A 25,380-nucleotide genomic window follows, 5' to 3' on the forward strand; every position below is an offset into this window, starting at 1 on the left:
GGTTCGGCGGGTCAGCACCGCGGTGATCGCGTCGACCAGCGAGGACTTGCCCGAGCCGGAGTGCCCGGTCAGGAGGAAGCCGCGGCGGGCGACGTCGACGACGTGGTGGCCCTGGAAGGTGCCCCAGTTCACGAGCTCGACGCCCTCCAGCCGCCACTGCCCGGGGTGGACGGCGTCCAGGCGGGGACTCGGCTCGGGCGCGGGTCCGGGCTGCGGGTCGACGGGCTCGTCGAACCCGGGGAGCGTCTGGGTGCTCACGCCGACTCCTCGCTCTCCTCGGTCGTGACGCCGGGGTCGTCATCCGGGGCAGCTCCGGACGCGAGGCGGGCGTACTCGGCGCGCAGCGCCGCGACCTGCTCCGCCCCGAACACCAGGCGCAGCACCGGCGAGATCTCGAAGCGGCCCTCGGTGCTCGTGGGCGCGAGGAGCCCGTACCGCACGAACTTGGTCCAGGACGCGGTGACCCGCTTCGCGAAGCCGGCCGGGTCGGCGTTGTCGGCCCCCCGGTAGACGCCCAGCTGGTCGGCCACCTCGTCCTGCCCGACGATCACGCGCCCGCCGGTCGCGCCGGTGAGGAGCTGCTGACGCAGGTGGAGCAGGAGCGCCGTGTCGAGGAAGGTCAGCGGTGCGGTCCGCACGACGCGGGGCCAGTCGCCGTCGGCGTCGACGTTCCGCACGAACGCGACCTGCGCCTCGACGTCCACGACGAGGTCGAGGAAGGCGTCCGCGAGCCGTGCCCGCACCACGTCGACGTCGTTGAGCAGGGCCGCCCACAGCGCAGGGTTCCGCTCCGCGGACAGGTACGGCCCGCGCAGGAGCTGGACGAACGCGCGCCGGGACGCCGCGCGCAGCGTCCCCCGGTCACCGGCCCACAGCGCGCCCGGTGCCCGCGGCGCGTCGTCCGGCGTCGCGGCGTCCTCGGTGCCCAGGTCGTCGACGCTCATCGCAGCACCTCCTGGAAGAGCCGGCGCGGGACGTGCCCGCGGCGACGGGCGCCCGACGGCGCCGTCCACGCGGCGTCCTCGTAGCCGTCGAGGGCGGCCGCGTGCTCGTCGGCCAGCACCAGGAGCCCGACGACGCTGGCCACCCCCTGGGTCGCCGGGTGCTCCGCGAGCACGTCGGCGATGGTGACGGCACCGCGGCGCGCGACCGTCTCGTTGACGTTCGCGCGCAGCTCCCGCAGGTCGACCTCCGACTCGCGGGCCGCACGCACGAGAGCGTCCCAGTCGACGTCGACGTCCGCGCCACCCGGTGCCACGTCCTGCGCGGTCCGGTGGTCCGACGGGTCGTACGGCGCCAGCGCCGCCACGGAGTCGACAGCCACCGACGACAGGTCCAGCGTGAAGCCGGTGCGGGCGAACGGCCGGAGCCGCCCGGCTATCCCGAGCGCGTCCCGCTCCGCCTCCCGCAGCAGCCGCTGCACCTCCCGGTGCTCGACGAGCTCCTCGCTCTGCACGAACCGGCGCAGGCTCCGGGAGAACGCCGTCATCACGTCATGGATCTCGGCGCTCGCGTCCTGCAATCCGGGGAGCAGCCGACGCAGCCACCGCGCCTGTCCCGCGGAGAGTCCCCCGGCGAACTCACGCTCCAGCAGCGCGGCGACGTCGTCCTCGAACGCCGTCACCTGCTCCGTGTCGAGGATGAGCGAGAAGAAGCCGTCGAAGCTGCGCCCGGCATCCGACTCCGCGAGGTGGTCGACGCCGCGGAACACGTCGTCGAGCACCGTGCCGCGCGAGTCGACGTCGTCCACGAGCCGCAGGCGCAGGTCGCGGTTGATCCGCTCGAGCTCGCCGCGCACGCGCGCGAAGTCGGCCGGGAGCTCGTCGGCGAGCGCCAGGATGTCCCGCGCCTGCTCGAGCGCCCGGTCCCGGTCCAGCACGTCATACCGGCCCGCCTCGACCGCCGCGATCCGGGCGTCGAGCTCCTCGCGCTGCGCCCGCAGCGCCGCCAGCCGCGTCACGGCGTCCGGGTCCGTCGCGACCGCGAGGCCGTGCACCCGTTCGAGGATCGTCGCGAGCCGCGACTGCGTGACCGACGTGCGCGGCTCGAGGAGCTGGGTGACGAACCGGATCGCCACGAGCGCACCCTGCGACAGCTCGTACGTCTCGTCGCGCGTCCCCTCGACGGAGCGCCGGACGAGGATCCCGTCGGCGACCCACTCACCGCAGTACGCCTGCGCCGGGCGCGGCATCTCGAAGTCGTGCTCCCGGAGCACGACGAGGTCCTGGTCGAGCCGCTCGAACAGCTCCGGCGCCGGCAGCCTGCGCTCCTCGCCCCCGAGGTGCTCGCTGAAGAGCGCGACGGCCGCCGCCGCGTTGCGCGACCGCAGCAGCACCCAGGCGGGGCTGTCGACCGTGAGCCGGTCGGCGGCGAGCGCGGTGCGGAGCGTGCTCATGACGACGAGGCTAGCCACGACGAGGGACACGGGCGGTGGACCGTCACCCGGTCGGCGGGTCCATGGGTCCCGACGCGCGACGAGGCGTGACGCTGGGGCCTCGCGACGGTGCGGAGCGTGCGGGACTTGTCCTCGCATCCCCCCACGCGGGTGAGCGTCGCCACGCCGACGCTCTCCGCAGCCGAGCACAGCGCACGCGTTGCTCTCGCTTGTGCTGATAACCGAGAACAAGAGCCGCACTGTTCTCGGTTAGGGGTGCGCGTACGCGACTGCGGCGGGACCTCGATCGGTTCAACCAGCATGCACCGTCAGGCCCACGCGGCCAGCAGGTCGCACGCGTCCCATACCTGAGCGAGGTCACGGCGCGCGCCCGGGTCGGCACCACCGGGGCAGACCGCGACCAGCGGTGTGCCGGCGCCGACGCCGGGGATGGAGGTCGCGTCGGTGGACAGGGCGGTGACGTCGCGCGCGGTCAGCGGCGAGCCGCGCCACTTGATCGAGCCGGCGAACCGGACGTCGTGCCGGCGCGTCGCCCCGACGAGGTCGATCTCCGGGGTGTTGTTGCGGCGCCACCAGCCGCCGACCTTCGCCACCTCAGGCCACGTCGCGTCGGGCAGGAGGCGTTCGAGGCTGTCGCGAACGACGGGTTCGATGGCGCGTCCACGCCACGACATGAAGCCGCTCTCGACGCGTGCCACTGCCAGGTCGGGACGGGCCCGGTCGACTTCGCCGAGCGCCGGCTCGACGAACGCGAGCCAGAACCGTAGGGCGGGGTCATCGATGCGGTAACGGCGGTTCTTTGTGGCGGGCTTCGCGGACAACGGTTCGTCGGCGGCGATGATGCGCTTGTCGGTCAGGGCCCGCAGCGTCGCGGTCAGGGTGCTCGCGTTCATCGGGTCGCCGGCGCCGTCGTTCTGGATGGCGGTGAAGGTCCGCTCCCCCTTGCCGCCGATCGCGGTCAGGACGCGTCGGGAGATGGACGCCTCCGGGAACTCGGCATCCAGCGCTCGCCCACCGGAGACGACGAGCGCGGACGTCGACGTGGCGAACGACCGCTCGAGGAACGAGGTCAGCGACTCGCCGTGGTCCCACTCCTGCGCCACCAACGGCAGCCCACCGGTGACCAGGAACGCGTCGAACGCCCCCATGGCGTCGGCGCCGACCATCTGCCCGATGTCGGCCGGGGTCAACGGGCCCACGATCATCTCGGTCGCGCGGCCGTAGAAGGGCTGGTCGGCTGACATCAGGTGTTCCATCATCGCCAGGTCGGACCCGAGCAGCAGCAGAAGGACGGGCTTCTTCGACAGGCGCGTGTCCCACACGCGCTGGAGCTCCCCCGCTCCCCCGCCGATCTGCTCGAGCAACCACGGCAGTTCGTCGATGACGACGATCGCGGGCTGGTCACCGAGCGCTGCATCGAGCAAGGTCAGGGCGGCGGTCAGCGACAGCGGTGTGTTCCCCGCCGCGACCGCGGCGTTCGGCAGCGTCGACGTGGCGACCGAGGACGCGAAGGTGGCCAGCTCGTCCCGCACCGGGGCGCTCCGCGCCGCCTGGAAGTACACGAACGGCACGCCCGAGCGCCGCGTCAGCTCATCGACCAACCGGGACTTGCCGATGCGTCGCCGCCCGCGGACCATCACGGCTACCCCTGGGTCGGCGCGCCTACCTGACCGCACGGTGCCCAGCTGCGCAGACAGGGCGGTGAGCTCGCGCTCGCGTCCAACGAAACCCATGACACTCCCGAGGTCGACTATGGTCTGCCATAGTACGGGACGCCATAGTAAAGTCCGAGACCGCCGTCAGCAGACCGACTCGGGGTCCTCGTCCGCGCAGACTCGAGATCACCCCGGAGCTGCGTCGAGACCTCTCAGCAGGGCTCTGTGCTATCCGTGAGCGCCTCGAGAACGCCTGCAGCACCCTCAACAACGCCAAAACTCCCGGCCAGAGAACCCTGACCGGGAGTTTCGGTACTACCAAGGCGGTTCTTTCGGGAACCACCCACCTGTGAGTGGTTCCCGAAACTCGCTGACCTCGGGCAACACGGGACCCCTCGCGGGCCCAGGCACACGTGCGAGCGTCGTGCCGGCACACCCTTGGATCACGCGTGTAGCCGTAGGCGCACTCGAGACGTCAGCGCTGGTCCAAGACCATGGACCGATGCACACATGCGCCTACTGCCCAGCGTCGTGTCGGCCACGCCGGATCGGCGCAAGGTGCTAGGTGCTAGGCAGACGGTGGGGGATAGGTGGCACCTGACCGAGGGTTACGTGCCCTTAGGACGCCTCCCCGCAAACCTTGTTCCTGGGTGCGCCGCCCCGGTGGCAGTGGGTCTACGTCTGAAGCGAAGTCGATCCGCTCCAGCGGGCGACGGTCAGACCGGGCAATCTCGTCGATCCGGGTCAGCAGCATATTGAAGCCCGCCGCCAACTGCGAAGCGTGTGGCCAGAGTGCTTGGTGATCCTCTGTGGAGATGGTCGTCGCCTGCCGAAGCGTCGCGTCATCAGCCCGTATGCGAAGCGGAGGATCCAAAGTCATGCCGGACCATTCGGCGATGAAGATCTCGTTCTCTCGAATATCGACCGACGAGGACTGCGTTCGCAAGCGATGCATGAGTTCTATCTGCAGCCCGGAAGCATCCTCCATCGCTGATGGATCTGACATTGACCGATCCTCCGTCCGCACCTCAAGAAGAACTAATGTACGAAGTGATGATGTTCTTTGTCATCCGGGCGACCACTACGTTCACGTACTTCGTCGCGACGACACGATCCGATCGATCCCGGAACTGCAACTCCGTCTTGTAGTGGTACGTGTCGTTCGACGATGCGTACGTCACATGTGCTGGAGACGACAGCGTCTGCACCGTCGCCCAATCGCAAAACGTCCGCCAATCACCACCGACCAGCGTCGCGTAATATTCCCAATCTGCAAGGTGGCGCACGACGATGTGACGATATCCCCACCCCTCCGTGCCGCACTTCAGGTATGCACTTCCCGCAGGCAGGCCCGCGCCAGCGACGCGAGAGAAGGTTCGGACAAGCTTGGTGCTCGCATCTGCTACACCGCACGCCCGCCACGTGGCCTGGATCTCAGCCCCGCCTCCACCGCCGAGAACACGCGCGGGATCGCCGAACACGTGGCTTCCGATGCGCGCGACCACCTCTTCTTCGACGGCGCTCTCTTGAACCGCCTCCGGGCTAGCGCTTGCCGCCACTGGCGCCATCAAGCAGAGAGCGAGCGCAGACCCGAGAATCGAAACCGCTCTCGAAGAATTAATCTTGACCGTCATCGCAGCCCCCTGCAATCGACAACATGTCCGAATGAACCTACTGTCCACCAGCCTGTCGGTCAACCCCCTGCCTTGGCCATCGCGGGTCCGGCCTTAGCGTCCCCGTCGGGCTCCACCGGGTACCGTCCGTCGCTTCTCAAGAGACGACGGAAGGCGCGCTGGCCGGGTCGTCGCGACGGGCAACACAACCTCAAGACTCAGGTTATCGCGCCGACTTCCATCGCAAATCTGGACCGATGGCAAACGCTACGCAGATCGACGTATCCTTTCATAGGGGGCGAACGCGGCTGTCGTCACCCCGCAGGCGATGAGCCCTCTGCGCCGGATCGTCCATTCCGCATCGATCGGGCAGTCTGCGCCGCCCGGACCACCCAGCCCGATTCGCCTCGGCCGGCACCTGCCGACGACCACCTGCGCCCGAGGCGCCGCGTGCGGGCGGACGGTCACCGTGGCCGACACGGAGCTCGAGCGCGACCGCCAGCCGTTGCCCTGGCAGTCCACCCGATGGGCCCTGTCCTTCAACAGGCGCAGCCTCGTCGAAGGACTCAACGCCCAGATCCGCTACAACACCAGGAACGTCAACCGCGGCTTCATCCGCATGCCCGGCCTCGTCGCCCACACCGTCCTGCTCGCGATCACCCTGGCCGCCTACAACATCCAGCACCTGCACGACTGGCACACCAGCAAGCATCTACCCGACCCCTGGCAGCTCGAGCTCGACGAGGACCCGCCGACCGAAGCCCTCGACCGCCACTCCCGCACCCGCGGCAGAGACCCCATCCGCCAGTAGACCCACGCCGGGTCCCGCACCGCACCGCGTCAGCCACTGACTGACGACACCACCGCACGATCGCCCCGCGTCAGCGTGCCCGCGGACCAGGCCGCAGAGCCGGAATCGCCCCTCCGAGCCCTGTCGAGACCCCTCGACAGGGCTCTCATGCGTCCGCTAGCGCCTCGACCCCGCCCCGCGCACCCCCACAACGCCAAAACTCCCGGCCAGAAGACCCTGACCGGGAGTTTCAGTACTACCAGGGCGACCCTTTCGGGAACCACCCACCTGTGGGTTGTTCGGCCAACTCCTGACCTGCAGCGATGTCGCCCCTGGTCAGAGCGTGTGTACAGGCTGGGCATCGTGTTGTGTACAGGCTGGCGGACCGCCCGACCGGCAGGACAGTCACCTAGCGCGATCTGACCCGTCCTCGTGGAACGGCACGACCCGAGCGGGTTCCCCCGGGTCGAGCACCTCCCCTTCACAGGTGAGGCCCTTCGGGATTGCGGCACGCTCCCATAGGCTGCGATGGTGCTTCCCCGTGAGGCCCGCGAGAGGCTCGCCCGGCCGCTCCGTGAGGCAGGCCGACAGGCACAGTCCTTGCGCCCCGTTCACACGCTTCCCGTAGAAGCTGACCTGTGGCGCTGGTACTCCGACGGACTGGTACAGCGGCTACGCGAACTCGCCGTCAGGCTCGAGCGAACTTCGGGTAACGATTCCTTCGACCGCCTTCGCAAGCACGTGGAGGCGGTGCTCGCCTCCCGTAGCAGCGCGCTATCTGTCCTGTTCGCGCTCGAACCCTTCGCGCCGTTCGACCACGTTGTCGCCCAACGGATCCTGCGAGCCGTGGACGATGGGCTCGCGCAGGCTGCTACCGCGCTCGAAGACGGCACCGAGCCGCCGCGCCCGCTCGGTCTTTGGCACACGTGCAGCGAGTGGCCCCTCGACCTGCCCACTGACCACAGTGCTTCCCTAGGTCAGTTGTTCGGTCTCGACCACGACCCGGTGGACGACATCGGCGACCTCAAGCCCGGCTGGGTGTTGGAGGCGTACAAGTACGACGCCGCGGGACTGCTGACGCAACTAGCGCCCCACCTGTCGTCGTTGGGGTTACCTCCCACCCGTGACGCCCTCGCGATGACGTCAGTGATCGGTTGGGTTGCCGGCGCGCCCGACCCCGTCGTCGCCTACATCTCCATGGACTCGTTGAGCAACAAGCTCTCAGCCGCTCTGCCCGATCTCGCGGACCAGGCGCTGAGCTACTTCCGACAGCGCGAGCGAGGGCGGCATCAAGCCCGCCGTCGGCTCCTGCGCACGATCACAAGTGCGGCAACGTCGGATGACGCCGAGACACGCGCCCTGGCGGGCGCCGACATCTACCGACGGTTAGTTGAGGGGGCGGTGCGTCAGTTCGGCTGGGCACTGCGCTGCCTGCCGATCGGGCAGTGGTCCGCCCCACCCACGCTGACCCTGGTCCGCGACGCGATGCTGACCAGCGGGAGCCTCGCGCGACGGATCGCCGAAGACGCTGTCCTCGTCAGTCTGCGGAACGGCGAAGCACACGAGGACATCGAGTGGGACGGAGTTCACGACCGCTACCTTGTCGACGGCGAACCTATCGACCGCGACCGCGTGGCCTCTGCATCGGTGATCGCGCTCTCGTTCGACCGTGGCTGCGAAGCGGCGCTCGCTTACCACCGCGCCTCCAGACTTCCCCTGCGAGAGGCGGCGCTCACACCCATTCCGGACGACCCGTTCAGCATGGCGGCCTGGCAGCGGGCGGAAGCGTACTTCGGCAGCAACGGCCTTCGCGTGCAACGAAGCGATTTCAACTCCCGAACCGCCCGAGTTTGGTTGCAGGCACTGGAGTTTGAACAGATCAACCCCTGCTTTCAGGCGTTAATGTCGGTCCATAAGTTACTTCCCGAGATCGAGTCGTTCGAGATATACACTGGGGCGAGTCGCGAACATCTCATCGAAGTGTCGGCTGAGGGCTTGTCCGCAAATGCGCCCGTGTGGACGCGCGCTCTCGAAGCCTTTGACACCATGCCGATCGTTACGTTCCTACCTGCAAACTTCGACGCACGGTACAAGGTGGAGCATACATCGACGGCGTCCCGTTCCGCGGCATGGCTTGCGGCTGATGGAGTGCTCGACGCTCTCGACGGCGGTCCCGCCTGTCTCGACGAGACTAGCGTCGTGCTGTTAGTCGACCGCCTCCGCCTGGTCGAGACCGCAGCCGATCACTGCCTCCATCTCGTACCCGTGGAGAATCAGGTGAGATTGCGCTCGGTGCTTGTCGCCGTCCGACAGCTCCTGGACGAGCTGTCCGAACTCCACACTCGACCACTGGACATCTCCGTGGTGGACGCCATGCAGCCAGTAGTTCACATACGTCACTTCTGGTCGGCCTGGGGTCCAGTCAGCCGGCATCCCAATGTGCCCGAGCCTGCGCCGCCTGCACACGTGCACGAACGCCTTCCAGGGCGCCGAAAGAGCTCTGGCTCCCTCCACCTCTAGGCATCTTCGTTCGCGTCATCCCAGGCAAGGGCCCGGAGGACTCTCGACCGCCACGACCGCCGACGTTCTGCTGCAGGAGACGTCAGCGGGTTGTGCGTCCCAGACGAGGTGTCGCCAGCTGAACCGCGTCCGAGCGGCGCTCCTTGCCCCAACCTGCACGCAGGCGCTGCCCTGACGCTTCCGCCGTCGACACTCGAAGCACGACTCGGTCAGCCGCGCGCTCCCGCGTCTCGCGGATGACCTTCCGGTCGCTCGAGTCAGTCATGTCCCCGCTCTCTCGCCTCGCCTCGCGTTGCCACCAGTCTGTATGAGCCGACCAACATAGGCACGTATCGCAGTCCACGCCAGGGTCAGAGCGGTGGTCATCGCTCCGAGCGCGCCTAGCCACCACAATGGGTAACGCCACTCGTCGTGAAGGACTCCGACGATACTCCCCGCGCAAGCCAAGAGGAGAGCGCCACACCCGACCACGATGATTCGTAACGGACTCAGCATGCGGGCAACCATCACGTGCTCGCCGCTTCCGACCGCGAGAGCGACGACGATGGCCGGCACCGCCAGGAGGAGCGCAGCGGCACCTCCACCGGCTCGCAGGAGCGCCGACTGGGCACCAGGCAGGAGCAGACCCAGCAGCAGAATCGCGCCCGTAACGAAGCACGCAAGGGCGGCGCGCTGCCGGAGGCCATGGAACGGCACGCGGAACTCGACCTCGACACCCTGGCTCGGGTTCACTACGTACGTCGCAACAGCGTGGGCGACGCCCGTTGGCGTTGTGTCCACAGTGTTCCGGTCTGAGCTGCCCTGTACGACAGGCATCTTCAGGCGCTCACACCGCAGTCCATCTGGGACCACCATCTCGAAGTGATGCGATGCGGAGCCTGCGGGGTGGCTCAGGTCGAACTCCACCCTGAGCGCCTCGAGTCCCGCCGCCAGCCTGAAGCGCCTGACGGGCCCGGCCCTGATGTCGAGTCTGGCTTGGACCGCTGCTAAGCGCTTCACGATCCAAGACCCCTTGACCTGCGGACCGCGTGTCTCTAACTGCTCGGTCGAGTGGTGGCCGTATTTGATGACCTGACGACTGCCAGCCTGCGACTCGGGCAGCAGCGCAATCAGCACATATGAGTCGGCAAGGGCGAGTATCAAGTTTGCGGCGTAGTTTGTCATTTCCTCGGGCCGAACGCACTGAACTCCCAGATACGTTCCGTCGACAACCAGGACCTCTGCCACAGTTTCCGCGACCGGACGGTCGGCGTCAAGAACAGTGGTGAGAGCTCGCTGCAAGACTTGCTCGTCTTCGTTCTCCACCATGGCGTCACGTAGTTCATAGAGCAGCATGTCGGTCATTATCTGGCTGTACTCAGACCGGCCGATGACAGGCATGGGACGCCCCGCGCTGTCCTGCATATCGAAGCTGCGGAGCGGCCCTTTCTGCATGAACGTGATCGGGACGAGCACCCGAGCTTCGCCGCGTCCAGGTCCCGCCCCCGGTCCCGTGAGTGTGTATCGAAGGGCGGGAAGCGCTTGAGGGACGCAGTCGATTGACACTCGGGTGACCGAGTAGGCGCCCTCTCGGAACAGCCGGCTCTCCACCTTCCGCAGTTGCCAGCTCCGCTGAGAGAACAGCACTGCCGCCAGCGAGGCCGCGGCTTCGCCCCGCATCTCTGCGCCGCTCGGTGCCTGGGGCTCGTCAGCGAACGCGCGTCCTCGCTGTGTTATGCACTTGAACCATTGCCGCAGATCCACTAGAACAAGCTCCCCCGCGTTCAGAAGATTCTTCTCGCGCACTCAGTGCATCCTGACCGCCCTGCCGACTCTAAGCGAGCACGGTATCGCAATGAAGAACTTCGCCTGGAGAGTCGACGTTGCTCGCGACGGGATGTTCCGGGTCGGGAAGCGGCGGTGCCGTTCGAACCGCCTCCGGAGGCAGGGATTCACGGCCTTGATCGGAGCGATCAAGGCGGCTCTGGCCGCTCAGCAAACGTCGGCTTCGCGAGTGCTCGCGGGTCCGATCTGACCTCGCCGCGACTGGCAGATTCACGCTCCGGCTCCAGCACTGACCAACGCGAGTTCTACTGCGTCGGCCGCTTCCTTGGGCGGCGTGTGCTCCCATAACCTCACCACCGTCCAGCCCAGCGCCCGCAAGGTCGCGTCGGTGTCGGCGTCTCGCTCGCGCGTACGCGCGAGCTTCCACTCCCACCACTCGCGGTTGGTTCGGGGAACCGTGCCGTGCTCGGGGCACGAGTGCCAGAAGCAGCCGTCGACGAGCACGCACACGCGCCACCTGCTGAACGCGATGTCGACCCTGCGCCGTGGCAGGCCGTCGACGCGGGCATGCACACGGAACCGCCGTCCGCGTCGGTGGAGCTCCTGGCGAAGCAGCGTCTCCGGCGCTGTCCCGGTGCGCGCCAGCTTCGCGTACCGCGCGGACACGTCGGCCGTCGGCCGAGACCGGGCCGGCTCTGCCGCTGACCCGTCGCCACCGCCTGCCGCCACCATCAAGCCCTGCCGACCTGATTTACCGCGTCGCGGTCGCGAGCGCTCCGCTCTCGGTCGTGGCGCGTCTGCGGAGCAGTGCCTCGCGGACCGGCTCGCGAGGCGAGTCCGGTGCAGAAGTGACTGCGCTGAAGATGGCGCGTCCGGTCTCCGTCGCGAGAAGAAGGTCCCTGTCGCGTTCCACGTGCGCCTTGAGCACGTTCCAGACGACGCCTACGTTCACGCCGTTGCCGAGCTGCTTGTACGTCAACGCGTCGCGCTGCGTACCGAAGTCGAACTCGTCGGGGAGACCCTGCAGGCGAGCGGCCTCGCGGGGAGAGAGGCGACGCTCCCGCTTGCCGAGGATCGGTGTCTGCGTGATCGCGACCAGCGCCGGCAGGTGCGTCATGCGCTTCGCCCTGATGCCGGACGGCCGCATGGACACCACGCAGTTCCACAGGGAGGTCTCGTCCTGCGCCTGCCACTCCAGCTTCTGCCGGCTCTCGGGGAACGTCCGCGTCTTATCCAGCCACTCCTGGAGCCAGACGCCGTCGACCTGGCGGAGCCTGTCGTACAGGTCCCAGTTCTTGGTGTAGAAGTTCGCCTTCCAGGACGGCACGCGGACGCCGCCGGGGTGCATCAGCTCGTCCCGCTCCTCCGGGGACGTCACCCAGGCATTGGCCCAGACCGGGAAGCCGGGCAGGCGGCGCGCGGGCTCCCCGGCGGCGTCGGCATCCGAGGCCCGGAGCGCGTGCATGAACTGGACCCACTCGTTCCAGTGGTTGATCCACTTGAAGTCGTCCGCGCCGAGGTCGGTGCCTGGGACATGGTGACTCGGGTCCAGCGGGAGGTCGTCGACGAGGTTCCACTCGCGCGTCATGCGCACCTTGGGCGGCAGGGCCACTGGCTGCACGTGAGGGTCGGCGACGTGACCCTCCGGCACGAGCGTCGCCGTGATGAACACCCGTTCGCGGACCTGGGGCGACCCCCCGAACGCGGGATCGATCTGGTGCGGGGAGAACACCGCGGAGGTCTCGGAGACCTGGTAGCCCTCTGCCTGCAGGAGCTCGATGATCACCTCCCACTCGTGGACGTGCCGGGGACCAGCCAGGTTTCGGACGTTCTCGAGAACCACGAGCGTCGGGTGGTGCGCGCGCACCACCTCCATGATGTTGAAGAAGAGCGTCCCGCGGACCTCGTCCATACCCTTCTGCGCACCGCTCTTGGAGAACGGCTGGCAGGGGAAGCCGGCCGCCAGCACGTCGTGCTCGCCGACGTTCATCACGTCCTCGGTCGCGTCATGCGTGATGTTGCCGAGAGGGCTGCGACCCCAGTTGAGCGAGTAGACCCTCGACGCGTGCTCGTCGATCTCCACCGAGTACACGTGCTCTCCGCCAAGCCCTTCGAGCACGGCAGCAAACCCGCCGATACCCGCGAACAGGTCCGCGTAGCGGAAGCCCGCCGTCTCACTCATCGAGTCACCCCAGTCCTGACGCAGTCGAACACGTGTTGCAGCTTGCCGCGGATGAGCGCTGCGCGCAAGCGACGCGCCGATGAGGTGTCGACCCGGGCGCGGCAGTCTACGGCCAGCGCAGGTGGCCACTCGCTGGGGTGCAGCAGCCTCAGCCCCCGACCCGTCCGCTGACCTCAGACCGCAGCTTCCTTCGCCGCGACGCCAGTGCCTCCCAGCCACGGGCGGCGCTCAGCCCGCCGGCGCTCCCACGCCCAGCTCGACCGCTGCGAGTGAGTGACCGAGCTCCTGGTCAGGACCTCACGCCCACGCGTGATGCGCCACCTGCCACCGGCCCGCCTTGGCGAGCCGGGCCTTGAACTTGTCGTTGCGAGCAACCGTGCCCTCCCAGTTCGGCTGGGTGTCCTGGAACAGCCAGCCAGCCAGAACGGCGGCGTCGAGGTCCAGCAGGTTCTCGATCCAGAGCGCCCTGAGCTCCAAGGGCGTGAAGCTCGCCTTCCGCGGTCGGCTCCGGCCGGTGCTGGGCACGTAGTCCCGGAGCTTCTTCCCGGTGCTGCCCAGCGCCTTGTGCCACTCCTTGAACTCGCCGGTCGTGTCGAAGCCCGACAGCCCCTCCGCCACAAGGAACCCGAGTCCCTGCAGCTCGATGCACTCGCGCATCGCCCGGGCGTCGTTCAACCACGAGACCGCGTCGGCCGAGTCGCGGTAGGGGGCGCCGTCCGGCAGCAGTACACGCATCGCGGTGTGGGCCTTGGCGTCCCACACGCGCGTCGCCGACGCGTAGTCGAACGCTGTGCTGCCGAAGCGCACCCGCGGACCGCCCACGGGCGGGGTCGGGTACGCCTCGTTGAGCAGCTCGCGGACCTTCTCCTCGAAGTAGAACCCGGCCCACTCCATCTGGCGCCACTGCGTCGACCCGGCGTCGCGCATCTCGAGGATCGAGTCGCGCCCGTCCCAGTGGTCCGGGAGCCCGCGGCTCAGCACATCGACCAGCGCGGCGCCCTCCGCCTGTGCTGTGGGCCAACCGGCGGAGACGACCTGGGCCTGACGCTCGGCGCCAGCGAGGATGAGGTTGAGTCCGTCCAGCGTGATGCTTGCCCCGGTCGACCCGGCGCTCTCGAGCCAGGGGACTCGGAAGGCGTCGCACAACGCGGCCGCCAGTTCGTGCTTCGTGAGCCGGCTGTCGAGGAGCTGGGGTGCGAACCGCCTCGCCAGGTCCTTCAGCGTCCAGGTGTGCTCCTTGCCTCCCGGCCCGAGCGTGTCGTGCGGCACGCCCGCCAGGTCGCACATGCGGTTGACGGCCTCCTGCTTGCTCCGTGCCGGACGGAAGCCGGAGAACGCGAGGAGGACCTCGGCAGCCGAGCGGTCACCGATCCGGCGCTCCTGAGACAGGCGGGTCAGGTTCTCCGTCGCGCCGCTCAGCAGCGCGTTCATGCCGGTCAGGGTGACCTGGAGCTCGACGTACTCACGACCGCCGCGCCACGGCACGCCCAGGTCCTCGGCGATCCTGCCCCCGAGGACGGCGTTCACCTCGACGAGGTCGACGTCCAGCCCCAGCCCGGTGGCGAGCGCCACCAGCGCACGCTTCGGACCGCGGGTGCCTGTGTCCGTGGAGCGGCTGAGCGCGAACATGCGGGCGGCCGCTTCAGGCAGTGTCTCCGCGGGGTTGAACGTCGTCTCGTTCTGCACCCGTCCACCCTCTCAAGCCCGGCGGTCGAAGTGGCGTGGACGCGGCGCGCCCGAGAGAAATCACCCGCGCACTGGCGGCACGAAATGTGTAGTCGCGCGCGACTCGGGAGGAAAGAGACGCGGTAAAACCACTTCGTGAAAAGCCAGCTACTCCGTCCGTGCAACCCGTGTCACCGGCGAGTCCTACGGTGCCGATTAGCAGAGACAGACCGGCAGACAAGGGAGTGAAAGTGGACGCGTACAGAGCCCGCGACATCATCAGCACGATCAACGAGGCCATTGCGGCGTGGACGTTGCACGTCGGCACCGTGCCCGACGAGTTCACGATCGGCGCCCTTGCGCAGCACACGGACAGGCTCGGCCGAGCGCTCTCGCGGCTCTCGACGCTGGCGGTCACGCACCCGGGTCTCACGGTCGGTGACGTACTGCCGCGAGGGGCAGTCGACGCCGCCGAGCTCGAGGAGATCGGCGAGATCACTGCCGCCGAGCTGAAGGCACTCACTGCGCAGGCTCCCTCGGTGAGGCTCATGGTCCGCTCCGGCCAGTGCGACCTGCTGGACGAGTTCGACCACCACGTCCGGGACGCGGTGCGACCGCTTGTCGTCCGCGAGGACGGCGCGCAGTACCTGGACGTCACCGACATCGTCGAGGCAGCTCTTCACTTCGATCCCGAGGCAGAGGCCGTTGCCGCACTTCAGGAGCAGGCCGACGAGGAAGCCGACGGCGATGACCTGGTCCGTCGTCTGGCGCGCGAGGACAACGCGAGCCCCGACGAGGAGGAGCTGGGGGAGAGCGATGACGCCGCGCACGCACGGGAGCAGATTGAGAAGCTCCGGCGGCGCATGGGCGGTCGCTGAGGCTCGGCGGCGACGGGAGGGCACATGCACCGTGGGCGGACTCGGCATCAACAAGGACCTCGAGCCGCTGGCTCGAGCCGTACGGAGGGCGGGCGGTAGCGTCGAGGTCACGAACGCCACGCACGTGGTGTGGGTGATGCCGGACGGGACCGTTCTTCGCTCTGGCCTCACGATGAGCAGCGCGAGCGCGAAGAACGCAGAGCGGGAGATCCGGGCCGCCCTCGACGCGTGCACGGTCGGGCCCGCCCGGCCTCAGCGGCAGTACCGCATCGACCCAGACGGCAGGGGCAAGTTCTGGCTCGTCGACACCGTGAGCGGACGGCCGGTCCCGAACTCGTCCGGCTACCCGCGAACCTTCTCAACTGAACGCGCCGCGCGCGTGGCCATCCGTCGTGGCGATTTCCCGAGCCCCTCAGACGCCGGGCACCCGGGATCTACCGAAGGGCCCGTCCCTACGGTTCGTGCGTGAGCCAGTCGTCTGAACTCTCGGCGACCCAAGCCGTCAGTCGTCGGTGAGGCGCAGCACCTCACTCAGAGTGGCGCTCCGGAGCTGGAGCGGCTGCTCGTCACTGCGTGCCGCAAGGAGCGCTCTGAGGTCGCGGAGAACCGTCGGCTTTGTGGCCAGCACGGACTCCAGAGCTCGTGCCACCTGCTCCGGCGTGAGCGCGCGGACAGCGCGCGAGACCTCTCGAGGGACTGCTCCTTCCCTGGTCCCGGCGTTAGCGAGGAGTCGGCTCTTCTCACGGACGAAGTGCTGGGCGATCAGCAGCTCGGCAAGGTGCTCTCGCGCCTCGGCACTGGTCATGTCGGCCTCGTAGGCTCGCAGCGCGTCACCGGTGACGCGCTGACTTTCGGCAGCCTCTTCCTGGCCCGCCGCGCCACCTGTGGCGTGCCTGTCTGTGGCGCGCTGCAGCTTCCGCTCCTGCCACTGCTCCCGCTTGGCGACGAAGAACGGGAACAGCCGCTCGGTCAGGAGATGGCGTACGTGCGGATGTGCCCACTGAGCCGCCTTGATGAGTGCGATGAGGACGAAGGCCGCAGCCAGCTGCTCGGCTTCCTTGTCCTCACGTGTCCGCTCGTACGGTGGCGCGCTCTGCTCCTCGGCGTCGACGACGTCGGGCTCTTGCGCGGCGTCGCGGTCCCGCTGTCGGCTCGGCCCTGGGAAGCGGATCTCGACGTGCTCCGGTCCTCTCTCTGAGGAGTTCGCCGTGAATCCGCGGTAGTACCCCGCGGTCTTCCGGGACTCGGCGAGAGGCACGTCCTTGCGCATGCGGACAACGGCCTCGACCTCGACGTAGTCGTCGTCATCAGCCACGAGCCACCTCCACCTCAGGCCATCAGACTTGCGAGCAGCGCGCCGGGACGCCTGAGCATCTCGAACGACGACGTGAACAGGGCGTCCGGGTAGCGCGAACGTACAGCGCGCACACGCTCGGACTCGTCCTCGTTCCGGATCGACTCGAACGGGTGAGTGACTGCCAGCGCGGTGCCGCGTCTCCCGACGATCGTCGGCAGCTCGATGTCGTCGACCTCGAAGCCGCAGTCCTCGGCGATCGCGCGCGCGGCGCGGACGTCGCGGTCCACGTGGCTCTCGAGGTCGATGCTCCGGCCCCGGATCAGGTCGAGAAGGTCGACACCGAGCCGCCAGTCGAGCAGTGCGTGCCAGCTCCGGTTGCTGTAGTCCCGAAGGCAGAGGTAGCAGCTCGAGTCGCAGGGCGGCCTTCCGTGCTTCCCTAGGCGAGCCGCGTGCTCGTCGGCGACGTCGAGAAGGTCCTCGAACCGGTCGAAGAGGCGGGTGGCGTAGCCGGCTCCGTTCTCGAGCGAGTCGGCGATGAAGACCTCACCCCGGACAGTGGAACCGTGCGCCACCGGGTGCACACCGACCTCCATCTCGTCCGAGCCGATGTCGAGCCACTTCGCCGCTGCGTCCCGGATGAGGAAGCCGAGCGATCCCCACGCGCCGCGGCCCGCCGGCAAGCGCGGGTCGATGGCGAGACCGGCCGGCAGGGTGGCAGCCCCAAGACTGAGGACATCCGTGCGCCGGCGGGCCGCGAGGGCCACGGGCTCCAGCACATCTCCGTCCGTGTTCACGTACCTGAGGCCCACTTGCTGCCGACGATCGCCCTTGAGGAGGTCCGCTGCCAGCAGGCCGGCCTCATCCCGCTTCCTTCCCTCGTAGGTGCTGCTGCCCCGGACGAACGTGAAGAGGCCGCCGCGGTTGTCGTTGACCGACACGATCTCCGTGTTCGCCGAACGCACGAGTGCGTTCTCGCCGCGTTCGAGATGCTGCACCGGGCCGACCGTCATGCGGGGCTGCGACGCCCGAGCGGTGGGATCTCCCAGCTGCTCGTAGTCACGGGGCTTGAACGACGTCCGGTAGCCGGCCGGCTCCGCAGTGTCCATGACCGCGTACTTGGGCTCGGTCTCCCCGCACACGCCGCAGGACGGGCCAGGGTCGTCGCTGAACGCCAGGCACGACCGGCACACGCCGACGGTCCGACGGTCCGAGAGTGGTGCGTCTCCCTCGTACCAGGAGCCGTCCGCGCGCTGGCGGAGGTCGACGACGCCGACGGCCGTGTGGATCTGCTTGTCCTTCACCAGCTCGGCGCCCGGCGCGAACTCCGACAGCGCGATGGGCGCGTCCCGGTCGAGCGCGTCCTGCTCGCTTCCCTTGGGCCACGACGTGAAGAGGACGCGTGTGGTTGTCGGGAAGCCGAACATGGGGAGCACACCGTGCTGTGCGAGGGCCTCGGAAAGATCCCGAACGCGCGCGGAGGCGACGGTCTGGTCGATCAGGGTGGCCAGGTCAGCGGCAGCCCACGTCGCGAGCTCGTCTCCGGAGACGGTCGCCCGGGCCTCCCGGAGCAGACTTGTCGCGAGCTGCACCCAGTCGTCTCGTGTGTCACGCAACGCGCCCCGCACGAAGGAGCGGAGATCCGTCGAGTCCCGCCAGACCTCGACGGCCCCGAACTGGCCGTGGACACTCCGGCCGGGGTCGAAGCCCACGACCTCGGTCTCGCACCTCCGGAAGACGCGAGTGAGCACCTCCGCGGCGAAAGCGCGTCGCAGGATGGACACGGACGAGGTGTCGAGGAACGGCTGGGGCGGGTCGTCGCCCGTGATCGACTCCGGGTGAGCGAAGTAGTGCTCGTCGTGGCTGCGAGCCCCTCGGCACACGGTGAGGGCCGCCGAGAAGTGCGACGACCGACGGCCCGCGCGACCGACCCTCTGCTGGTAGTTGAACCGCTGAGGCGGCATGTTCGCCATGACGACGCCCTTGAGGGCCCCGATGTCGACGCCGGCCTCCATGGTGGTGGTCACCGAGAGGATGTCGACCGTGTCGACGACGTCCACCTCGGGGCGCGCGTCCTGGTCCTGGACGAGCACACCCTGGAACCGCGCCTGACGGGCCTGCGCCTCCTGAGCGTCAGTCTGCCCGGTGAGCTCCTCGCAGTGCAGACGGTAGATCCCCCCGTCCTGCGTGGCGAGCCACGTGTAGTAAGCCTCGTCGATCTCCGACCGGGGCTCTGACTCGGTGACCGGCCGGAGGCACGCGACGCACACGCCCGCGCTGCGGTGGAGGTGCCGCGTGCGGCAGGTCGAGCACCGCCAGATGTCGTCCTCGGCCGCCAGCTCCAGCCTGACCGACTCTGGGACGAGGCGGAAGCTCGCCGGCGCCGCCTTCATGTGCGTCGTGAAGGCGTCCAGGAGGTCGTCGCCGGTCATGGGAAGCTTCGCCGCCTGCACGACCGCATCGGCGTAGCCGCGTGCGAGGGAGGGCCAGCTGTTCGCACCGTCATTGGTCCAGATCGTGCGACGCCGACGACCCACGATGCGGATTAGCGACGATGCCACCTGGTCGGCGACGTCCGCCGGGACCCCGGCCGGCCGAAAAGGCGTTGAGGGCACGGCGCGGGCGATCCCGAGCGATTCCACGTCGCGGTCCCCACCCGCGAAGACGGTGCGGATGACCTGGCTGCCGAGTGCCGCCTCGATCCTTCCAAGTAGCTCCCGGCCCTCGTGGTCGAGGTTCGGCCGCACACGAACAGGGCTGGCCTCCCAGTCGTACAACATCGACCAGGGCTTGCGGGACTTGGTCGCCTCCATGCTCGGCGCCGGTCCCGCCGGGTTAACACCGACATCGAGGAGACGCGGGCGGATCTTGTCGACAACCTCGACGAGGTTGAGGCTGCCGGCATCCTGCTGTGCCAGCGCGGCCAAGGCGTCTTCGTCGACCCTCGTGAGCGGCATGTTGTTGACGCGCTTCATGAGCGCCATCGCGGTCAGCTGTGACTGGGCCTCAAGCGCGTCGTACGCCGCCTTCGCCTCCTCGCTCTGGTCTTGGCGGCTGAGGTACGCCTCCGCAAGAGCGATCAACCCGCCCGATCCGGAGAGCGCCTCCAGAACCAGCGCGCGCACGAGGTCGAGGTAGTGCGCGAGCTCGAGGTTGGCCGCCACCCGAGCCGCGCCCTGCCGACTGTCCGAGAACACCACGAGGCTCGAGTCCAGCCGACGCTTCAGGGCTCCGGTAAGGACCTGATTGGCCCGGTCGAAACCGACACCCTGCGTGCGGATCGGTGAGCCGGACTTTCGTCGGTCCTCCACTCCTCCAGGACCTCGGTACTCCCAGTCATCTCCGCACGACGGGCACTTGGTGGGGAAGGCCGGCATCCGTGCCTCCGCGCCGCCGCCGGACTGCAACCGGAAGACGACTCCCGTCGACTCCTGCCCCGTCGCGCTCAGCTGTCCGGTGCCGGGCTTCAACACGGCTCGGACGAACCCCATCTTGTAGAGCGGCGCCTTGCTGTCCTCAGGCAGCCGAGTGCCCGTGCGCTCCCACTGCTTGACGACCGGCGAACGGTCCGTCGGCCAGTAGACCCGGTAGTTCGACGCGTCGCGCTGGCTCGGGGCGTGGTCCGGGAGGTCGTCGAGCTCGGCCGTCGTGGGGATCAGGAACTGCCGGGTCCTGGACAGCGCCACGTACCCACCGAGCATGCTCTCCCCGCACGACTGGCAGTACAGCAGCTCGAGGACGCGAGACCCGCACTCGCACGTCAGGCGGGCTGAGGCGTAGATCTTCCCGATGCGCCGTCCGGCAGAGCGGTACTGGTCCTCGACCTCGGGGCAGTCGGGTCGCGCGCAGGCCCACAGCCCTTGCAGCGTCCGCGCGAAGAAGTGCCCGCGCAGGCGCACTGCGGGCTGCTCCTGGCGCGCGACGTGCTGGACCAGCCCTTCGAGCGCCTGGGACGCGACGTCCGCCGGCGTGCCCGGGAAGAGCCGCTCAGCCACTGCGGACAGGCGGGCCGGTCGCACCTGTCCCCCTGTGGTCAGCGCGTTGCTCAGGGCTCGAACCACGTCGTCGTCCGAAGGTGTCACCTCCTGACGGCTGTCGTCGCGGCTCGCCAGCGCCGTCGCCCAGCTTCCCAGGTCGTCCGCGCCCGCGGGCACGTCCGTGGACGACCGGACGAAGTCGAAGGCGCGAGTGCCGGGCCTGCCGAACATCTCACGGAGGAACTGCCGGCCCTCCTGGTCGTCGACGATGCTGGCGGACGTGCCGATGATCCGAAGCCGCTCGGGGTTCTGGTCCAGACCCAGCGCGTGGAAGAGCCGGCGCAAGAGGTAGGCGACCTCCGTTCCGGCTGTGCCTCGGTACATGTGCAGCTCATCCACGACGAGCGTGAACCGTCGTCCCTCTCCACCGTCCAGCCACCGACGGGTCTGCTGGATCATGCCCTGCTCGTCGGACCGGGACAGTGCGATCGACAGCATGCTGTAGTTCGTGATGAGGATGTCGGGCGCACGGTCCTGCATGTCCCAGCGCGACCGCATCTCGGCGCCATCCAGTGCCGGGAGGAAGTACCGGGCGTCAGAGTCGCTGATGGCTCCCTCTGTGATCCGACGCAGCAGCTGCTCGTGACGGCGGTCGGAGTCCTTCATCAAGGAGCGGAGGCGGTCGACGCGGCCTGCGGTCGCCGTCGCCCGGGGCCCGGGCACGGGGGTGCGTCCGGTGTAGCGCCCGAAGTAGAAGCAGTGCCCTGGACGGTGCGTGCCGAACCAGTCGCGAGCGGCCGGTGAGTCGAGCGCCTGGCGCAGGCGGATCAGCTGGTCCTCAACGAGGGCATTCATCGGGTAGAGGAGGAGAGCCCGAACTCCCGGGTCACGCCCGACCTCCCCCTCTCGCTGCGGGACGAACGGGTTCTTGCCCTGCCACCACCGCGCTTGCGCTGTGGTGGCAGGGGTTCCGAGCGCCCAGTCTCGGGACTCGCGGACGAGGTCCATGAGCACCGGGAGAAGGAACGCCTCGGTCTTTCCTGATCCGGTGCCCGTTCCGACGATGACGTCACGGCCGGCGTCGCTCGACCGGAGCGCCAGTTCCTGGTGGGAGTACGGGTGCTCGTGCGGCAGGAGCCCCGCTCGCACGAGCTCACCGGCCTCCGGGACGCCAAGCTCAGTGGCGATGTCCGCCATGGAGGTCGCCGCAGACTGGTACCGAGGAAGCAGCTCAAGGAGCGGCTCGGCGAATGCAGAGCCGGGTGCGCTGAGCAGACTGCGGCGCTCGTCGCGCACTCCCTGGTCCCGCACCTCGTACGCGGTCTCGTAGAACCGAAGGAACGCCTCCTCCAGGTAGGACTGCAGCGTGAGCGGGGTCAGGAGGTCGCGTGAGGTCTCAGACATGGTCGCCCTTCACTTCGTCGTACTCGGAATGGAGCTCCACGCCGAGGATCTCGGCGACTCGCCGTGCGGTGCCGGCATCCACGTTCTCGTACGCGCGCATGCGGGCGCCGAAGCGGCCACCCACGAACTGACACCGAAACTCGTAGGCCGGCATGCCTGATCGGAGCGTAAGAGCACGGCGAAGGATCGCTGGCGGTGAGAGCTCCTCCGCCACGAAGAGCCGGTCCGCGAAGCGCTCGTGCACCACCGGGTCACGCTCGACTGCCCGTCGAGCAAGCCACCGTCCTGCCGCCGGCTCGACCTCGACAAGATCCGCGCCGCTCGCGGGGCGCCACGCGAAGACGCTCCTGTGCCCCTGCCGAAACCGGAACATGCCGTGGTCGTCCGTGTGGTGCGTCCGGACCCACTGCCACACGCCCTGCGTGTGAGCGTAGAGGTGGGCGTCGGAACCCGGAGCGTGGCTGAACCGCTGTCCCGTTCGCAACGTACGGTCGAGGGTCGGCGCCGTCTCGAGCAGCCACCGGGCCGTGCACCCGTGCAGTCGCACACCGAGCCGCTCGTAGGCGGAACGCACCCTGTCGACGTGTCGCGGCTCCATCGCGATGTAGATGGCCGCCGGACCGGCCGGCCGGCCGGCCTTGTCGACCGGAGTACGAACCTCGAGGCTCGTCAACGCGACGCCGCCAGCCACGACGGGATCGGGGTCATCGGGGTCGTCGAGCCGTTCCAGGACTCTCGCCGGGCGGACGCCTGAGAACAGGTACAGGCCGTTGGCATCGGGCAGCGCCACGGCGACCGCGGGGGCCCCGAGCACTCGACCTCGAGAGAAGTCCTGCTCGACGTGTCCAAGGTCGGCCAGCGTCTGCAGTGCTCGACGCCAGTCGCCGACGAGGTCTTGGCGTCCGAGTTTGTCGCACACCCAACCCCAGGCCAGCATGAAGTCCTCGCGCGAAGCAGATGCGTGCTCTCTCTCCGAAAGCCACGTGAGGACTTCGTCGAAGGGGTTGCCGCGCGTGCCTTCAGTGACGCCAGCGCGGGTCACGACGTGGCGCGCGGGGGCGGCCGACTTGGGCTTTGATGTCGCAGGTTTCCACTGGAGTGCACGCGCCAGCAGCGTCCTGGCGAGGCCGTCGGCTGGCTCGCCAACCCACGTCCAGGGAGGCCCAGTGACCAAGGCCGCCACGACGTCCGGGCGTGGAACCAACGGGATGGTCTCCTCGGCCCGGGGCACGCTTCCGCACTTCGCCGCGACAACCGCTCCCGTCCGGCGTGTACGGGCGAGGACCACTGCAGCGCCATCAATGCGCGACGCCAGACCGTCCACGTCCAGTCCCTGCGCGTCGAGGCCGTGGCGACCGAGCCAGCGCGGACGTAGCGGCTGTACCTGGTGCAGCGAGCCGTCCTCGCGGAGAACCAGGTAGTCCGTCCCAGGAGAGTGCAGGAGAACTGGCTGACGCACGGCGATCCCGACGGCACACGCCCCGACCAAACCTGGCCCGTCGGAGATGCCCTGCTGTGCGTCTGCGAAGACCCAGGTCGCACCCTCGCGCTGTCCGGGTCGAAGGATCGCGTCGTTCTCGGCGCGCTCCTTGATGAATGCGAGGGTCCGAAACGTCAGCTGCTCCCCGCCGTACTCGACGACGTGCTCACCGGGCGAGAGACCCAGTTCGGCGAGACGCACCATCGGTGGTGCGGCGCGAGACGCGCCGACGACGGTCCCGTCGACGACCAGCCGGGCGAGCGGGTACGGCAGGACGGCGTCAGGCTCGTGCCCGCACAGGTACTGCTGTGCGCGCCCGAGCCGCATGCCCCCGGTGAGCGACACGTCAATAGGCGCAGGCGACGTCGACCCATGGAAGCCGAGCACCTGCAGTAGCGGCGCGTGCTCGGTCAGGACCACGCCGTCGAACCACGACCAGCCGCGACACGCGGAACGGAACTCGACGGCAGACCCGGAAGCCCGGAGAGCAGCCTCGACCTCCAGTCGCCGGCCGTCGTTGACCAGGACGTAGTGCGGAAGGTAGCTCGCTGGGCGATCGGTCTCGAGCCTGCCCTCAAGATCTGGTTCATCACGAAAGAGGAACGCGGTCCTGCCACCGAAGGTGACTGAGCGGGTGGACGTCAGGTCATGCCGAATCCCAGCCTGCAGCCATGCAGACGGCGCATCGCTGATCGGGACGCGCACGGTGGGGGTGTGCTCGTCGACTGCCACCGTGTCGCCGTCTCCCAGGCTCACTACGTCCCCGACGAGCCCTGCGTCGATGTGAACGGCTCCGCAGAAGGTGTCCGACCAGTCGTCGTAGAGCAGCAGGCCGCGAATCGGGCGCTCGGACGTCTCGCGCGCCCCATCGCGACGCCATCGCTCGAGCTCGTCGTCGAGAACCTCCTGAGCGATCTCGGACGCACCCCGGTCGCGTTCCACGCGTGCGAGGAGGTTCGCACCGGTGCCTCCTCGGAAACGCAACCACACCAGGAGCTCACCGACGTCGAGCCGCTCGACCCTTGGCCCTCGCTCGTGCACGAACTGCTCGATGGTCAGGCGGTCCCGGTGGCGAACGATCCCCTGGCTGCGCGACCACCCCTGAAGCGTCCAGACGTCGTGTGTCCTGGCACTGGGACGGCCGAGCTCGTGCCCAGGTCCCTCGAGCCACCGGTTCCAGACCTGCCACATCGCCGGGACGTCCTCGCCGTACCCTTCGGGCGCTTGTGCGTCCGCCGGTCTGCCAAGCAGCTGGTTCTGCGTCCGGTACACGCCGTGCAGCGCGCCGACCGGCTCCTCGGTCACGGCTAGCACGGTCATGGAGAGATCTGCGACGAACGGCGGGTCGCCTTCGAATCCGCGAGCAGCCCACCGCTCTGCGCCGCGGGCGCCCTGTGCGAAGGGCCGCGAGCCCCTGGCCGCACGGAAGGCAGCACAGAAGTCGTCGACCGCCTGCTGCTCATCGAGCCCGGATGCATCGGTGAGCGTCTCCCGGTCGACGTAGAGGTACAGGCGTCGGTCGGTTCGACCACGCCTCCGGAGGTCGCTGAGCAGCGCCTCGTTCCACTCGACCAGCTTCATTGCCTGTGCCTCATCACTGTGGTGATCGCCACGAGCGGGCCTCAAGCTTAGCGACCACGCAGCACTTTCACGGAGGACCAGGCGCTGTGTGCAGCCACTGCGCGTGCGGGACGTGAACCTCGCACTGCGAGCCCGACGGTCAAGCGAGACTTCGCGACCGCTCACCGTTCGGTCGAGGCGCG

At 68.7% G+C, this 25,380-nt stretch carries 14 protein-coding genes and 1 pseudogene; 3 read left to right on the forward strand and 12 right to left on the reverse strand.

Features of this window, described 5'->3' with window-relative positions; translation table 11 throughout:
- The 5 genes and pseudogenes from ACWFNE_RS02990 to ACWFNE_RS03010 all read right to left on the reverse strand — a co-directional run.
- A pseudogene (locus ACWFNE_RS02990) lies at window positions 1–258 on the reverse strand (ATP-binding protein); the annotation flags it as partial.
- Window positions 255–944 (reverse strand): DUF4194 domain-containing protein, encoded by a 690-nt coding sequence (locus tag ACWFNE_RS02995; RefSeq protein ID WP_452120976.1) that lies wholly within the window; start codon window positions 942–944, stop codon window positions 255–257. The pseudogene ACWFNE_RS02990 and the gene ACWFNE_RS02995, both read right to left, overlap by 4 nt.
- Window positions 941–2,395 carry a DUF3375 domain-containing protein gene (locus tag ACWFNE_RS03000; RefSeq protein ID WP_452120977.1) on the reverse strand — a complete coding sequence of 485 codons (1,455 nt, stop codon included), beginning with the start codon at window positions 2,393–2,395 and terminating at the stop codon, window positions 941–943. Before ACWFNE_RS03000 ends, ACWFNE_RS02995 begins: the two co-directional genes overlap by 4 nt.
- Window positions 2,396–2,703: 308 nt before the next feature.
- Window positions 2,704–3,996, reverse strand: a complete 1,293-nt coding sequence (locus ACWFNE_RS03005) for an ATP-binding protein (protein WP_452120978.1) — start codon at window positions 3,994–3,996, stop codon at window positions 2,704–2,706.
- Window positions 3,997–5,078: 1,082 nt separating this feature from the next.
- Complete coding sequence (locus tag ACWFNE_RS03010; RefSeq protein ID WP_452120979.1) at window positions 5,079–5,684, reverse strand: hypothetical protein; 606 nt, start codon at window positions 5,682–5,684, stop codon at window positions 5,079–5,081.
- Window positions 5,685–5,991: 307 nt separating this feature from the next.
- On the opposite strand from ACWFNE_RS03010, the gene ACWFNE_RS03015 reads away from it, so the two are divergent.
- Together ACWFNE_RS03015 and ACWFNE_RS03020 are read left to right on the forward strand one after the other, a co-directional pair.
- Window positions 5,992–6,474, forward strand: a complete 483-nt coding sequence (locus tag ACWFNE_RS03015; RefSeq protein ID WP_452120980.1) for a hypothetical protein — start codon at window positions 5,992–5,994, stop codon at window positions 6,472–6,474.
- Between the two features lie 507 nt (window positions 6,475–6,981).
- Window positions 6,982–8,973 (forward strand): hypothetical protein, encoded by a 1,992-nt coding sequence (locus ACWFNE_RS03020; protein ID WP_452120981.1) that lies wholly within the window; start codon window positions 6,982–6,984, stop codon window positions 8,971–8,973.
- A gap of 261 nt (window positions 8,974–9,234) precedes the next feature.
- Here the strand turns inward: ACWFNE_RS03020 and ACWFNE_RS03025 are convergent, their stop codons facing one another.
- The 4 genes from ACWFNE_RS03025 to ACWFNE_RS03040 all read right to left on the reverse strand — a co-directional run bounded on the left by ACWFNE_RS03025 (window position 9,235) and on the right by ACWFNE_RS03040 (window position 14,605).
- Complete coding sequence (locus ACWFNE_RS03025; RefSeq protein ID WP_452120982.1) at window positions 9,235–10,758, reverse strand: hypothetical protein; 1,524 nt, start codon at window positions 10,756–10,758, stop codon at window positions 9,235–9,237.
- A 249-nt stretch (window positions 10,759–11,007) separates the two neighbouring features.
- Window positions 11,008–11,469: a very short patch repair endonuclease gene (locus ACWFNE_RS03030; RefSeq protein WP_452120983.1), complete on the reverse strand. Its 462-nt coding sequence runs from the start codon at window positions 11,467–11,469 to the stop codon at window positions 11,008–11,010.
- A 19-nt stretch (window positions 11,470–11,488) separates the two neighbouring features.
- On the reverse strand, window positions 11,489–12,919 hold the full coding sequence (gene dcm, locus ACWFNE_RS03035) for a DNA (cytosine-5-)-methyltransferase (protein WP_452120984.1): 1,431 nt from the start codon (window positions 12,917–12,919) through the stop codon (window positions 11,489–11,491).
- 297 nt (window positions 12,920–13,216) lie between these two features.
- Window positions 13,217–14,605 (reverse strand): hypothetical protein, encoded by a 1,389-nt coding sequence (locus ACWFNE_RS03040; protein WP_452120985.1) that lies wholly within the window; start codon window positions 14,603–14,605, stop codon window positions 13,217–13,219.
- Between the two features lie 230 nt (window positions 14,606–14,835).
- On the opposite strand from ACWFNE_RS03040, the gene ACWFNE_RS03045 reads away from it, so the two are divergent.
- Window positions 14,836–15,462 carry a hypothetical protein gene (locus tag ACWFNE_RS03045; protein ID WP_452120986.1) on the forward strand — a complete coding sequence of 209 codons (627 nt, stop codon included), beginning with the start codon at window positions 14,836–14,838 and terminating at the stop codon, window positions 15,460–15,462.
- A gap of 502 nt (window positions 15,463–15,964) precedes the next feature.
- Here ACWFNE_RS03045 and ACWFNE_RS03050 read toward each other — a convergent pair.
- The 3 genes from ACWFNE_RS03050 to ACWFNE_RS03060 are packed head-to-tail and all read right to left on the reverse strand — an operon-like array spanning window position 15,965 to window position 25,198.
- On the reverse strand, window positions 15,965–16,777 hold the full coding sequence (locus ACWFNE_RS03050) for a hypothetical protein (protein WP_452120987.1): 813 nt from the start codon (window positions 16,775–16,777) through the stop codon (window positions 15,965–15,967).
- A 14-nt stretch (window positions 16,778–16,791) separates the two neighbouring features.
- The gene (locus ACWFNE_RS03055; protein WP_452120988.1) at window positions 16,792–22,137 is read right to left on the reverse strand and encodes a DEAD/DEAH box helicase; all 5,346 of its coding nucleotides are present in this window, start codon (window positions 22,135–22,137) and stop codon (window positions 16,792–16,794) included.
- Window positions 22,130–25,198 (reverse strand): hypothetical protein, encoded by a 3,069-nt coding sequence (locus ACWFNE_RS03060; protein WP_452120989.1) that lies wholly within the window; start codon window positions 25,196–25,198, stop codon window positions 22,130–22,132. Before ACWFNE_RS03060 ends, ACWFNE_RS03055 begins: the two co-directional genes overlap by 8 nt.
- Window positions 25,199–25,380 lie beyond the last annotated feature (182 nt).

Source organism: Cellulomonas sp. NPDC055163, assembly GCF_053607065.1.